The 13,197-nt window shown below is 36.8% G+C and carries 11 protein-coding genes; all 11 read left to right on the top strand.

Going from position 1 to position 13,197, the window contains the following annotated elements:
• The first annotated feature begins 48 nt into the window (after nt 1–48).
• Nucleotides 49–1,071 (top strand): tRNA (adenosine(37)-N6)-threonylcarbamoyltransferase complex transferase subunit TsaD, encoded by a 1,023-nt coding sequence (gene tsaD, locus Q360_RS0113380; protein WP_027077547.1) that lies wholly within the window; start codon nt 49–51, stop codon nt 1,069–1,071.
• A gap of 9 nt (nt 1,072–1,080) precedes the next feature.
• The gene (locus tag Q360_RS0113385; protein ID WP_027077548.1) at nt 1,081–1,788 is read left to right on the top strand and encodes a 16S rRNA (uracil(1498)-N(3))-methyltransferase; all 708 of its coding nucleotides are present in this window, start codon (nt 1,081–1,083) and stop codon (nt 1,786–1,788) included.
• Between the two features lie 213 nt (nt 1,789–2,001).
• Nucleotides 2,002–2,652 carry a DUF4159 domain-containing protein gene (locus Q360_RS0113390; protein ID WP_027077549.1) on the top strand — a complete coding sequence of 217 codons (651 nt, stop codon included), beginning with the start codon at nt 2,002–2,004 and terminating at the stop codon, nt 2,650–2,652.
• Between the two features lie 3 nt (nt 2,653–2,655).
• Nucleotides 2,656–3,756: an AI-2E family transporter gene (locus tag Q360_RS0113395; protein ID WP_027077550.1), complete on the top strand. Its 1,101-nt coding sequence runs from the start codon at nt 2,656–2,658 to the stop codon at nt 3,754–3,756.
• A gap of 7 nt (nt 3,757–3,763) precedes the next feature.
• Nucleotides 3,764–4,945, top strand: coding sequence for a class I SAM-dependent methyltransferase (locus Q360_RS0113400; RefSeq protein WP_027077551.1), 1,182 nt, complete (start codon nt 3,764–3,766; stop codon nt 4,943–4,945).
• A 682-nt stretch (nt 4,946–5,627) separates the two neighbouring features.
• The gene (locus tag Q360_RS0113410; protein WP_027077552.1) at nt 5,628–6,272 is read left to right on the top strand and encodes a TonB-dependent receptor plug domain-containing protein; all 645 of its coding nucleotides are present in this window, start codon (nt 5,628–5,630) and stop codon (nt 6,270–6,272) included.
• A 439-nt stretch (nt 6,273–6,711) separates the two neighbouring features.
• Nucleotides 6,712–7,590 carry a family 43 glycosylhydrolase gene (locus Q360_RS23305; RefSeq protein WP_245603262.1) on the top strand — a complete coding sequence of 293 codons (879 nt, stop codon included), beginning with the start codon at nt 6,712–6,714 and terminating at the stop codon, nt 7,588–7,590.
• Between the two features lie 237 nt (nt 7,591–7,827).
• Nucleotides 7,828–8,889: a cellulase family glycosylhydrolase gene (locus Q360_RS0113420; protein WP_027077553.1), complete on the top strand. Its 1,062-nt coding sequence runs from the start codon at nt 7,828–7,830 to the stop codon at nt 8,887–8,889.
• A 30-nt stretch (nt 8,890–8,919) separates the two neighbouring features.
• A complete protein-coding gene (locus tag Q360_RS0113425) occupies nt 8,920–10,101 on the top strand; it encodes an aldose epimerase family protein (protein ID WP_027077554.1) in 1,182 nt (393 codons plus the stop codon).
• A 376-nt stretch (nt 10,102–10,477) separates the two neighbouring features.
• Nucleotides 10,478–11,698 (top strand): multiheme c-type cytochrome, encoded by a 1,221-nt coding sequence (locus tag Q360_RS0113430; protein WP_027077555.1) that lies wholly within the window; start codon nt 10,478–10,480, stop codon nt 11,696–11,698.
• A 789-nt stretch (nt 11,699–12,487) separates the two neighbouring features.
• A partial coding sequence (locus Q360_RS0113435; protein WP_027077556.1) for a carboxypeptidase-like regulatory domain-containing protein occupies nt 12,488–13,197 on the top strand: 710 nt, incomplete at its 3' end.

The following is a 13,197-nucleotide window of genomic DNA, read 5'->3' on the forward strand; positions in this document are numbered from 1 at the left end:
TAGGGCTTTATGTTTTACCTTTGTCATTTAATTTTTATTCCAAAACCGTTGGAAAACGAAACTAATTACATCCTTGCTATCGAATCGTCTTGCGACGACACTTCTGCTGCCATTCTTAGGAATACTACTGTACTAAGCAATGTGGTTGCCAGTCAAAAAATACATGAACAATATGGTGGCGTCGTACCCGAACTTGCGTCCCGTGCACATCAGCAAAATATAGTTCCCGTAGTTGATCAAGCATTAGCTAAAGCAAATATCGATAAAAAACAGTTATCAGCCATAGCATTTACCCGCGGACCAGGTCTTATGGGGTCTCTTTTGGTAGGCACCTCTTTTGCGAAGTCCTTAGCCCTTGGTCTTGGACTTCCGCTAATTGAAGTAAACCACATGCAAGCCCATATTTTGGCACATTTTATCCAAGACACGAATATGTCGCCTCCAAAATTTCCTTTTTTGGCCTTGACCATTAGCGGAGGACATACCCAAATCTTAAAAGTCAGCGATTATTTTAAAATGGAGGTTTTGGGGCAAAGCCTAGACGATGCTGTTGGTGAAGCCTTTGATAAAAGCGCAAAAGTTTTAGGATTACCTTACCCTGGTGGCCCTTTGGTAGATCAGTATGCACAGAAAGGTAACCCGCGTGCCTTTGAATTTCCTATACCCAAGGTAAAAGATCTTAATTTTAGTTTTAGTGGATTAAAAACAAGCATCCTATATTTTGTTCAAAGAAAAACGAAGGAAAATCCAGATTTTATCTCTGAAAACCTTGTTGATATTTGTGCTTCTATACAATACACCATTGTAACCATTCTAATGCAGAAACTTAAAAAATCTGTTAAGCAAACAGGAATCAACACTATTGCTATAGGTGGAGGTGTCTCTGCTAATTCAGGTATTCGGAAAGCGCTAGTAAATGCGGAAAAGGACTTGGGATGGACCGTGCATATTCCAAAATTTGAATATTGTACGGATAATGCCGCGATGATTGGTATTGTTGGGTATTTAAAATTCAAAAAAGAACTCTTTGCGGAGCAGAACGTTACCGCCAGCGCCAGATATAGTTTTTAAACCAATCTTATGCAATTATTTTACAACCCAAAATTAGAAGAAGAATCGAAACATTTTACGTTCGATAGTTTTGAAAGCAAACATATCGTAAAAGTATTACGTAGAAAAGTCGGAGACGAACTTCAAATTACCAACGGCCGTGGCCTTTTTCTGTTCGCTACTATTACCGAAAGTGATGCAAAAGGGTGCACTGTAGCTATTACGCACCACAAAAAAATCCACCCTACAAAACATCATCTTCATTTAGCGGTGGCACCAACCAAAATGAATGATAGGTTCGAGTGGTTCTTAGAAAAGGCTACAGAAATAGGAGTGCATGAAATCACACCCATACTTTGCGAAAGATCTGAAAGAAAAACCGTAAAAACAGAACGGTACGAAAAGGTGATTCAATCGGCCATGAAACAATCTTTCCAGGCCTATTTACCTATTTTAAATCCATTGATTACGTTAGCTGAATTTTTGGAAAAGGATACGCAAGGGCTCTTGTTCATAGCACATTGCGAAGACACCGAACGCTACGAATTAAAACGCAATATTGCACCAGACAGACCAATAACAATATTGATAGGCCCAGAAGGAGATTTCACCAAAGAGGAAATTAAAAAAGCAAAGACAAAAGACTACAAACCCGTATCAATGGGCAAGACTAGATTACGAACAGAAACTGCTGCAATTGTTGCCTGCACTACGGTTACGCTTACCAATAATGGATAACCGCTTGTTCTTTAGCTTAACGCTGGACACAGTATACTTGTTATAATTTAAAAATAAAGTGATAGTCGCTGACCATTAAGCAGTCAATTAATGGTCCCCGAATAAAAAAAAGTCTAAAAAAAGTCGTGAAAATAATACCTTACTAAACAATAAAGCCACTTCCCTACTTTTCATACCGATATTATGTAAATTTGAATTTTTACACCTTGTTTTATGCATCGCTTAATCGCTCTTATTGTTTTATGTGTTTTTCTGTTTATATCAGAAGTAAGGGCCCAAGAAGTGGCTATACTAAAATACAATGGCGGAGGAGACTGGTATGCTAATCCGACGGCTGTGCCAAATTTGATTCGATTTTGTAATGCTAACATAGGTACGCGTTTAAACGATAAGCCAAATACAGTTGAAGTGGGAAACGCAGCTATTTTCCAGTATCCATTTCTACATATGACAGGTCATGGTAACGTGGTATTTTCCCAAGAGGATCTTGAAAATCTGAGAACCTACCTGGTATCCGGCGGTTTTTTACATATTGATGATAATTATGGCATGAAACCCTATGTGACCAAACAGCTGGAGGCACTTTTTCCCAATACACCGTTAGAAGAAATTGGCGCAGACCACCCTATATTTTCCCAAGAATACGACTTTCCAAAAGGGCTTCCCAAGATACACGAACACGACGGGCAACGACCACAAGCATTAGGCATCTATTACGAGCAGCGCCTTGTCTTATTGTTTACTTTTGAATCTGATCTAGGTGATGGTTGGGAAGACCCCGCAGTACATAACGACCCAGAGGATATAAGACAACAAGCCTTAAAAATGGGTGCAAATATCATTTCATATGTTTTTAAAAACTAAAGCATGACCTCTAAAACCATTTCAAACGGATTATTGAGGACCATAGGGATTATAACAGGAATCCTACTGATTTTATATTTTCTATACATGGTCCGCTCCGTTTTGGCTTATTTGGCAATAGCTGCGGTCATCGCATTAATAGGTCGACCTATTGTTTTCTTTCTAAGAGAAAAACTTAGATTCCCCAATATTTTGGCAGTGATACTCGCAATGCTTGTTATGGTTGGGGTCATAGCCAGTGTTTTTGCCCTTTTTATCCCGCTGATATCCGAGCAGAGCAAAAATCTTTCCCTGCTGAATATGGATGGGCTACAAAAAAGTATCAACTCCCTTTATTTTGAAATTACCCAATATTTGGGATTGTCAACAAATGTTGTGGGTGACGCCATTCAAGAAAGCAATATTGAACAGAATATTCTAGAAGGCTTAAATCTTAGTTTTATACCTAATTTTCTCAACTCGTTTTTAAATGTACTTAGTACCCTCAGTATTGGTCTTTTCTCCGTGTTGTTCATTTCTTTTTTTTTCTTAAAGGACAGCAAGCTATTTCAGAATGGACTATTGGTATTCGTACCAAATACAAAAGAAACAGGAACAATAAATTCTATTAATAAAATAAATGGACTGTTATCCCGATATTTCGTTGGTCTATTGCTCCAAATATTTATTCTTTTCGTAATCTATACCATTGTGTTATTGATTGTTGGAATAGAAAACGCCATAGTTATCGCTTTTTTATGTGCACTTTTCAACGTAATCCCCTATATAGGTCCAATTATAGGTGGTGTGCTCATGATTTTGCTCACCATGACGAGCACCCTTGGCATGGATTTTAGTTCTGTTATTTTACCGAACACAGGATATGTGATTATAGGGCTAGTAATTGGACAGTTGGTAGATAATTTTTTCTCACAACCATTTATATTTTCAAACAGCGTAAAATCGCATCCATTAGAAATTTTCTTGGTCATTATTATTGCTGGGCTATTGTTTGGCGTGGTAGGCATGATAATAGCTGTTCCGGGTTATACGGCCATTAAAGTGATTTTAAAAGAGTTTTTATCGGATAACAAAATTGTAAAATCCCTTACCAAAAATTTATAAAGCAGTCATGAACGATGCCATTTTGCATGCCGATGTCCAAGCGTTCATTACTGCGAATCTTACTAAAGACATCCCTACACTTTTGTTTCAAAAATCTCCATTCCTTAAGGTCTCAACAAAGGAATTGGCAGGTCAAATTGAGGCTAAACTCAAAAGCAGAAAGAAGCTACCGACATGGTTTTCTTTGGAAAACATTTATTATGCCAACAAGTTAAACATATCCCAAACATCATCCGAACAAACCGCTACATACAAATCCAGTATTGTAAATGGAGATTCACTCGCAGATATTACTGCTGGCTTTGGTGTAGATATACATGCCTTTGGTCGGAAAATAAAAAGAGTTTTCCATGTAGAAAAGAACCCGATACTTAGCAAAATTGCGCAATCAAATTTTGATACTATGGGCATCGGAAACATTGATTTTGTTACAGGTGATGGCATCGAATTTTTAACCAAAATAGCACAAAAGTTCGATTGGATATATATTGACCCGTCTAGAAGAACCAATACGAATAAAAAAGTCTATTTCTTATCAGACTGCGAACCAGATATTACAGGACATTTAAATCTGCTTTTTTCCAAATCAGACAATATCCTCATCAAGACGGGTCCATTGTTGGATCTTACTACAGGCACAAGACAGTTAACACATGTAAAAGAAATACATATTGTTGCCTTGGAAAACGATGTAAAGGAAGTTTTATGGGTACTAGCGTATGGTTTTAATGAAGAACCTACAATTAAAGCAGTGAACCTGATAAAGAGTCAAGAGGCTATTTTCGAATTTTTACTTTCAGAAGAAAAAGCAGCCGTACCAACTTTCTCCCTTCCACGCAACTTCCTCTATGAACCCAACGCAGCACTTCTAAAATCAGGTGCATTTAAATTAATTAGTGCAAGGCTTCATGTACATAAATTACATACCCACTCCCATTTGTACACCTCCGAGATACATCAAAATTTCCAAGGAAGAAGTTTTAAAATAAGAACGGTAGTAGCCTATAATAAAAAGGCGATACAAAAACTTGGGCTTACCAAGGCAAATATTACCACGCGTAACTTCCCTGATGGTGTGGCTACAATACGCAAAAAACTAAAACTAAAGGATGGCGGGACCGACTACCTATTCTTTACCAGAAACTTGGAAAACAAGTTGATTGTTATCTCTTGTTATAGGCTATTTTAAACGAACATTAAGATACTTATACACAGTGTCCATATGCATAAGGTACCCAATAGCTTTATAGGTAGTGACAGCTGTTTTAAAATGTAATCGTATCTCACAAGTATTGGTATTTCGAAAACTATACTATCAAAAAAGCCAACATGGTAAAACAATAAAAAAAAGCAGAAAGAACCACTCTTAAAAGGCATAATTCACCTTATATCTGATCTAAACTTAATGTGCAGCCAAGGTAAGACCTATTCACCATTCTATATTTTGCAAATTTTACAGTAGACAACAATGGGTATGAATGTAGGGTGGGTAACACAAAGGCAAACAAAAAACACACGTGCCTTTAAAGACCGAAATAAGGGTGCTAAACTTCTATAATACCATGTATCGACTTAATATGGCAAGGTGAGAGTGTATCTTTAGCAAGAAAATCAACCCAACGATTAACAATCCATTCTTTACAAATACCATTCAATTGTAACCATCAAGCACCTACCTGTATCAAATTATTTGAATTTCTTTTCAACTAAAATCACATGACCAAAAAAAATACTTTTTTTAGCTGACTAGTGTAAAAAGCTGTTCTATTATCGATACAACTATAAAAAAGCACACCAACATAGCAGATGATTTTGATTTTTTAGCTATCTTAACGGAGTAAAAAAGAGATTGCCAAATTACACCTATCGCTATGAAAATCCTTATTACGTTTGTCTTAATTGTTTGCTATACAGCGCAAATTAATGCTCAAAAAAAAGAAATACAATGGGTCAATGGTACCGTTTTAAACGCAGACCAGCAACCTGTAAAAAAGGCTGTAATTTATATCGATTCCGTAAAGACAAAAACTAAAACGAATAAGAAGGGTGAATTCAGAATAGGTTTAAAGCCTGCCAACAAAACTATTTCGGCATATTCTTGGAATTACGGTATCGTAACCAAAAACTATCAAGGTAATGATGGTATGTTGATTGTTTTTCCTAAAAATGAGTCTGTAGTGTCTGAAGAGCAATTGGAAGAGTTAGGTTTCGAGACAAAGGTTAAAAGAACTAGAAGAGAACCTAAGGATTATAGTAAGTATTTGAATATGTACCAACTGATTGCGACAGAAATACCAGGAGCTGTTGTCAACGGAACTTCTATTCGGTTAGTACCCCCTAATTCGATTCAAAGTATTCAACAACCATTGATAATCGTAGATGGTAATCCTGTTAGTTCCATGGAGTATATTTTTCCTAGGGAAGTAGCTTCGGTAAGAGTTCTTCGGGATGACGCTGCTTCATTTTATGGTGCACGTGGTGCTAGCGGAGTCATACTTATTAAGATGAAAATGTAACCGATATAGCAACCATAAAGCTTGAACTGAAGTCGATATAACAGATAAAGCATTTATGGCACGGAAACTTCCTAGCAAACCATATCACCGGTCTTACTCCCTGCAGCTTCCTGCCAACTAAAAAGAAGCACGAATAACGAATACCATAAGCTCAAGTTGATTTAATCAAACTCAGGTCATAAGTAAAAAGTAATCGGACTACTCCGGAAGTGGTTTAAGCATATCATCCAATAAGATAAATTTACCCAACATCGTCTGATAGTGTGTTAAAGAAAAGCTGTTTAAATTTGTTATCGCATACAGATAACTATCATAAAGTCTATTTTATATAGAATGCTTCGCGTACTAGTCTAAGCAAAAGAAAGCTTATCTAAGTTTAAATTATTTTGTATTTTGTCTAACTTCGGTTTAAAATAAGAAGACTAGTAAGAATAAACTCATGAAACAAAATTTAATTTTCACCATGTTATGTTTCTTAGTTTATGGACTCAGTTTTTCGCAGGAGACCCTAAAATTGAACAACCCAATAGCAGATGGGTGGTATGCCGATCTCGAAGGTGTAGTTTTTAATGACACCTATTGGGTGTACCCTACGTTCTCCGATGACTATGACAAGCAATTACATTTTGACGCCTTTTCATCTAAAAACCAAGTGGACTGGAAAAAGCATGAACGCATTTTGGATACTACCAACATTAAATGGCTACGTCAGGCCCTTTGGGCGCCTTCAATCATAGAGAAAAATCAAAAGTATTTTCTATTCTTTGGTGCGAACGACATTCAAAGACCTGGCAGAAACTCTTATGACCCAACTAATGATATTAATCATTATGGAGGTATTGGAGTGGCCGTAGCCGATACGCCTGTCGGACCATTTAGTGATCATTTGAGAGAGCCGCTTATATCTGATTTTTATAATGACGACCAACCTATAGACCAGTTTGTATTCAAGGACGTAGCCGATACCTTTTATTTATTTTATGGAGGATGGAGTCATTGCAACCTAGGGATACTGAACGATGATTTTACCGGTTTTATGCCGTGGGAGGATGGTACTAACTTCAAAGAAATCACCCCAGAAGGATATGTGGAAGGCCCCTTTATGTTTTTACGAAACGAAATCTACTATTTTATGTGGTCGGAAGGTGGATGGACCAATGGAACGTATAAAGTGGCCTATGCTATGGCCGAAAAAGCTACAGGACCCTATAAACGTATTGGCACCATTCTAGAGTCCAGGGAGGGGGACATTGCTACCGGAGCAGGCCATCATTCGGTAATCAAAAGACGCGACAACGACGAGTATATCATGGTATAGCACAGACGCCCTATCCCTAATGAAGATAGGGACCATCGTGTGACTTGTATGGATGTCATGGAATTTAATAGAAATGGTACTATCAAACCTGTAAAAATGACATTTGAAGGGGTGAAAGAAATCGCATCCGAATAAGGATGTTTAACCAAAAAGGCAAATCACTTCGTTTGGTTTAATACTCAAAATGTTTACTATTCACTAAAAGATAAAATACTAAGAATCGTTACTATGTTACACATGAAAAAAGTGATTTATTTTGTATTTCTACTATGCTTGAGCTTAGTAGTAAGCGGTCAAGAAAATGTATTGGAAACAAACAAATGGGCTGTCGAAAAGTCTATAAATTGGTATGCGCAGCATGATTGGATGACCGGTGCAAACTTTAACCCAAGCACGGCTATCAATCAGTTGGAAATGTGGCAAGAAGCTACTTTTGACCCAGAAACTATAGATAGTGAATTAGGTTATGCAGAAGGAATAGGCTTTAATACCATGCGCGTTTACCTTCATAGTTTAGCCTATAAAGCGGATGCTGATGGCTTTAAAAAGCGAATGGCTATTTATCTAGATATTGCCGATAAACATGGCATGAAAACAATGTTTGTCTTTTTTGATGATGTATGGGGAAAAAGTCCAAAAATAGGAGAACAACCAGAACCTAAAACAGGAACGCACAATTCTGGTTGGATGCAGGATCCAGGCGACCCAGCACACAAGAATGAAGCAAATTTCCCAGCATTAGAAACGTATGTAAAAGATATACTCAAAACCTTTGCCAATGATAAACGCATATTGATGTGGGATCTATATAATGAGCCGGGTAATTCTGGAAAGGAAAATACGTCAATGCCATTGCTGAAAAATATTTTTACTTGGGCAAGAGAGGTAAACCCCAGCCAACCGCTTACTGTGGGAATCTGGCATTGGAAATTTCAAGAACTCAATGCATTTCAGGCGCTCAACTCCGATATAATCACTTACCATAATTACGAAGATAAAAAACACCACCAGCATGTCATTAATTTGCTAAAATCCCATGGCAGACCTTTGATTTGCACCGAGTATATGGCGCGTGCAAAAAATAGTCGTTTCTCTACTATTTTACCCTTATTAAAAAAGGAAAATGTAGGTGCAATCAATTGGGGTCTGGTTGCTGGAAAATCAAATACCAAATATATGTGGGGTACTCCCATTGAAGACGGCTCCGAACCTGATGAGTGGTTTCATGAGGTATTTAGAAAAGACGGTACGCCATATCGTAAAGACGAGACGGATTTGATACTAAAATTAAATTCTTAAAAGGAATTGTAATCAAAACTCAAATGTGTAATGATAAGTTTAAACAATAAAGGTATCATACTAGGGATATTAGGGGTAGTGCTTTTGTGCTTTACAAACTGCAAGGAAAACAAACAGACGCTAAAGCAAAAGAACACCGTGATTCCTGGAGCATTCAATTCTAAGGTGTTAGATTCTAGTTTTGACACTATAATTAAAGGAAAACACGTCAAGCTGTACTGGTTGAAAACACCACAGTTGAAACTAGCGATAACAAACTACGGAGGGCGCCTTGTTGGGCTTTGGACCCGAGATAAGAGCGGTAAGTTTACGGATGTGATTATTGGAAGAGGCAGCACGAAAGAATATGTAAAAGGACCCGAATCATACTTTGGCGCAACTATTGGCAGAGTAGGAAACCGTATTGCCAAGGGAAAGTTCACTATTAAGAAAAAAGAATATACTATCCTTCCTAATAATAATGTGAATGCCCTACACGGAGGGGAACATGGTTTTCAAGATAAAGTCTGGAATGCACACCAGCCCGATGTGCATACACTGACATTAAACTACACTTCCCCAGATATGGAAGAGGGCTTTCCTGGCACTTTGATTGCTGAAGTAACTTTTACTTTGACCAAAAACAACTCCTTACTAATGGAATATAAGGCTACAACAAATAAGCCTACTATAGTTAATTTAACCAATCATGCCTATTTTAATCTTAATGGAGAGGGTAGTGGAAGTATTTTAAATCACAAACTACAAATCCATGCGGAGAAATTCACTCCAGTTGACACACATTTAATTCCAACTGGTGAATTAAGAAACGTTGCAGAAACTCCTTTTGATTTTTCTGAATCGCATACTATTGGAAAACGGATTGAAATGAATAACGAGCAGCTCGTTTTTGGTGGAGGTTATGACCATAATTTTGTATTGAGCAAACATAAGCCAAACGTAATGAAACATGCAGCTAAAGTAATTGGAGATAAATCAGGTATTGTTATGGATGTTTATACAAAAGAACCTGGAATCCAATTTTACTCTGGTAATTTTATGAATTCTGAAAATATATTAAAATCTGGTGCCAAAGATGATTTTCGATCTGCTTTTTGTTTGGAGACTCAACATTTTCCCGATGCACCTAATCAGCTAAATTTTCCTGCTATCCTATTAAACCCTTTTGAAACATACCGCACAGTTTCGGAGTATGCGTTCTCCATTTTATAAGATTCTACTATTTTTTTAAACTCAAGAAGTTTCTAAAAATGATAGTATGATTCGCATGCTTTCAAATTAATAATAGGGAATGGAGTAGGTATCTTATTTATAACCTTAGCTACATCAAAAAAGTATTTTGAATTAAACATGTATAATACCTCAAGTTGAGGTACTGCGCAGTAAAGTATCACAAGTAAGGGTTCTCGACGACACTCGTACGTATGGGTATGGTTTTATTGAATAGCATATTTGAATGGATTTGAGTATCCGTTGAAGGAAAACTATTGCAAAAGGTCGTATTTTTATGCTTAACGAAAAACATCTTACTCCTATAAAAATATGATTTAAAGTATGGGTTACTGTCTGTTTATCTTAAATTTGTTATGTGTTAAAAAAAATAGTTGTCGGTGTTTCCTTTTTGATACTTTTAGTAATCGGGGTGCTTGTGTACTATCATTATAACGATACTTCCGAATCGGAATATCAGTATTTGAAAGTTGAATTACCAGTACACTACAGCGGAAAGAAATTTGCTGGATCAGAATCGTGCATTCCCTGTCATGAATCTATTTATAAAACTCATATTTCAACCGCACACTATAATACTTCCGCTCTGGCAGACTCAGAAAATATCCTCGGCAGTTTTAGCCCTAAAGAGAATGAGATAAATTTAGCTGGTGTAAAAGTGACAATGACACAAGAAGAAGGGGGTAGCTATCAATCTACAAAAACGTATCACGGAAAAGTACTTGAGAAATCAAAAATTGATATTACTATTGGTTCTGGAGTCAAAGGGCAATCCTATCTTACCTTTGAAGAAGATTCTCTGTACCAATTACAGGCCTCATATTTCACTTTAACAGATAGTTGGATAAACAGCCCTGGGTTCCCTAACTATGGCTATAAAAGACCCGTGATGGACAACTGCATCAAATGTCACGTCACTTTTGCCAAGAATGAGAAATTTTCAGGTAACTCGAACGTTTATGATAAAAATTCGTTTATGTATGGTGTAGATTGTGAACGCTGCCATGGACCTTCCCAAGAACATGTAGATTATCGCGTCGGGAATTTAAAGACGCTAGATTTCGACCCTATAGTTCGTGCAGAAACCCTAAACCGTCAACAACAAATGGATGCCTGTGCGCAATGCCATGCAGGACTTCGTACCAATCAAATTACTGAAAATCCATTCTCTTTTCTTATTGGTGAAAGTTTAGAAGAAAATTCTAAGAATTTTAGTTCAGGTAAACCAAATACCGAATTGGATGTTCATGGCAACCAATATGGCCTTTTAATAAGCAGCCCGTGTTTCAAAGAGAGTGAAGAAATGAGCTGTGTTACTTGCCATGACCCTCACAAAAACCAAAGAGATAATTCACAATATTTTAATTCTAAGTGCTTAAGTTGTCATGAGCAACCACAAAACCTGCACACAGTTGATTCAGTATCGAACCTAACAGATTTCACTAACTGCATACAATGCCATATGCCAGAATTCCCTTCTCGTGTTATGAAGGTTAGGTCTATAGAGGATGGTTTAGAAAAATCGGTTGATGTTCGAACTCATCTTATTGGTATTTATATAGATAGTATATTACAATAGTAAAATTGGTTACTGCTTTAACTATTTCTCCAAAATAAACTACCAAGTATTAATCATTTTAAGAAGTTGTTGAATTGTTGCATTAATAACTTGATTATATTTCTCTCCGTTTGCATGGCCAGATATCAATGATGTACTCATTGGGGTTTGAGAATTTAAAAGTATACCTATAAAAAAGAGCTTAAGATAGGTTTGGAGTTAATTCTAGCTCAATAGGATAAATGGCCATTTCAATTTGTTTGAACTTATCAAGATTATACACAACACAATTTGTTCTATAACTCAACAAAAAAAGTAAACATTTGAAAGCCATTCACAGCACTTGTGTTCCTTAATAATTTAGGAAAACCCTACAATTCATTTTTATACATCGTTTTCCATTTCTTAGGGTAACGATTACAAACGTATAAAGTCAGTTAAATACATTGTGACATCAGAAAGTTAATAACCATTGATATATGGGATGGCGTACCTAGCCTGCTTCTAGAAGCGAACGGAAAGTTTAGTATCTAGTAGACTTTACTCAATGATTAAAATTGAAACTAAATCTGAGGTATTGCATTAAGCTATGCAAAGCCCGCATGGGATGTACGATTATCAAATCCTAATCCTCAGATGAATTTAAATACCAAATTGATTGATTTGTGTTAAAATATTTATGATATTTTGAAATTAACAACTTTTAACATAACTTCACAAGCGAGAAATTCTATTGAATTCTCAACGCAGTAATATAATTATTGATTCATCAACTAAAACTATTAACTTAACTAAACTAAAACTGAGCGCATGAGAAATCTTTTCTTTAAAAAATTGCCTTTAATAGTAGCCTTGTTATGTCTGGCAACTATTCAAGCACAAACAATCACTGGTACCGTCTCCGACGCCACAGGCCCATTGCCTGGAGCTAATGTGCTGGTAAAAGGAACAACAAATGGAACACAAACTGATTTTGATGGTAACTACACTATCGATGCCAATGCAGAGGCAACTCTTGTTTTTAGCTATATTGGTTACAAGACCGCTCAAGTTCCTGTAAGTGGACAGACTAATATTGATATTACCCTTGAAGAGGATGCTAGCAAACTAGACGAAGTTGTTGTTACTGGTTACGGTTCACAGGCCAAAAAGGATTTGACCGGTGCAGTTGCTGTAGTAGATGTAGATCAACTACTTGCTGTACCAGCAACAACGTTTGCCCAACAATTACAAGGTAGGGCTGCCGGTGTAAATATTGTCAACGATTCACGTGCAGGTGGTTCAGCTACCGTGCGTATTCGTGGTTTTGGTTCTGTAGGTAATAACGATCCTCTATACATTATAGATGGTGTGCCTTCCACAGATCCAGGAAACATAAACCCGAATGACATTGAGTCTTTACAGGTACTAAAAGATGCATCAGCTGCATCTATTTATGGTTCTAGAGCGGCAAATGGTGTAATCATCATTACCACTAAAAAAGGAAAGATGGGAAAACCATCTATTTCGTATAATACGTT

Origin of the sequence: Maribacter antarcticus DSM 21422 (assembly GCF_000621125.1) — a bacterium.
Lineage (GTDB): Bacteria > Bacteroidota > Bacteroidia > Flavobacteriales > Flavobacteriaceae > Maribacter > Maribacter antarcticus.